Annotated in this window: 3 protein-coding genes and 1 pseudogene; all 4 read left to right on the plus strand. The window is 35.7% G+C overall.

The window, feature by feature from the left end; translation table 11 throughout:
* Positions 1 to 124 precede the first annotated feature (124 nt).
* The 4 genes and pseudogenes from NUV40_00915 (at position 125) to NUV40_00930 (ending at position 1,314) form a co-directional block, all read left to right on the plus strand.
* Complete coding sequence (locus NUV40_00915; GenBank protein ID MCR4342447.1) at positions 125 to 328, plus strand: hypothetical protein; 204 nt, start codon at positions 125 to 127, stop codon at positions 326 to 328.
* A 136-nt stretch (positions 329 to 464) separates the two neighbouring features.
* Complete coding sequence (locus NUV40_00920; protein MCR4342448.1) at positions 465 to 653, plus strand: hypothetical protein; 189 nt, start codon at positions 465 to 467, stop codon at positions 651 to 653.
* Positions 654 to 781: 128 nt separating this feature from the next.
* A pseudogene (locus NUV40_00925) lies at positions 782 to 1,105 on the plus strand (DUF4258 domain-containing protein).
* Positions 1,102 to 1,314: a hypothetical protein gene (locus tag NUV40_00930; GenBank protein ID MCR4342449.1), complete on the plus strand. Its 213-nt coding sequence runs from the start codon at positions 1,102 to 1,104 to the stop codon at positions 1,312 to 1,314. Before NUV40_00925 ends, NUV40_00930 begins: the two are co-directional and overlap by 4 nt.
* Positions 1,315 to 1,319: the final 5 nt, after the last annotated feature.

The raw sequence follows: 1,319 nt of genomic DNA on the forward strand, positions 1-1,319 counted from the left end.
ACATGCCAAAATTAGGATGTCCTGGATGTAATAACCATACTATGGAATGTACAGAGAAATATAAAGACTAAAAGTCCGCCCGTAGGGCGCTAATTAAATTACTGACAACAAATATTCAAAGCTAGTGGGTGAGTGGACAGATGGTGATGCTTTAGCTGCTAATTACGGCTATGGTATTGACTATTTTTGTACCAATGATAGCGCTTCCGGTGCTGGTAGTTCTTCGATTTTTTATGCTACCAACTTGCAGCAACTTGAACAAAGATTCCCAGTAAATGTCATTTCTCCAGAAGAGCTAGTTCAATCTCTTGGTATTACCGGCGCATAACAAGGTGCTACACCGGACGGTGATTTGCGGCGTTATCATGAGAAAAAATTATAAAAATATTTTTGACAGATTTCATAGGATTTATAAAAAATACCAAGCAAAATACAAAAATCCAGATTCTAATCAGATTTGTTGTATGTGGTCTACGAAAAATCCACCCGATGAGATATATGAGTGCTCTCAAATTTCAGATATAGAAAAAGAATTCAAAATATGTCTTAGTGAATTTGATGTATATGGGTTATATGATATGAAGCTTGACGAAGCAACCGAATATATAATAAAAAAATTGGAAACAAGTAATGAAAAAAATGATAACAAATAAGTTGAGTTGACGTCTCTATCACGTGTGGTTTGTACGCTTTTGATTCGTTGTCTATTTTATTCTCATTCGTTATTTTCTAGGCCAAACGGCGCACTTCACTAAAACGTTATATTAATATATTATTACTTGTGAATGATACATTTAAGAAAATTCTTAAACTTATTGAAAAAGGCGAAATAAGAATATCCAATCATTGATATGATGAACTTGCTGAAGATGGTATATTGGTGAAAGATGTTATGGCCAGCGTGGAGGATGGCAAAGTAGTAGAATATTATCCTGAGTATCCAAAGGGCCCGTGTGTTCTTGTATTACAAAAAGATAGAGAGGGGAATCCAATACATGTGGTGTGGGGTATTCCAAAAAATGCTTTTTCCCCAGCGGTATTAGTAACCGCATATAAACCCGATCCTTTGACCTGGTCGGACGATTTTATGGAGAGAAGAAAATGAAAAAAAGACATCATATTAAACTTGTGCATGAGGGAAACTATGTGGTTGAGGTTGACATTGAACTAATCGAGACAGGTGAAGGATGGTCTCCTTACCTATCTCTTGAAGATGCAGAAAAATTGGATGATGTGAGAGTAGCACTTCGTCGTGAAGATATTGATACCGCAAGTAAACTATCTAAGGTTTATCGTCTTTCCCCTGTAAATTAATAAAA

Source organism: Patescibacteria group bacterium (assembly GCA_024654625.1).
In the GTDB taxonomy this organism is placed as follows: Bacteria; Patescibacteriota; Minisyncoccia.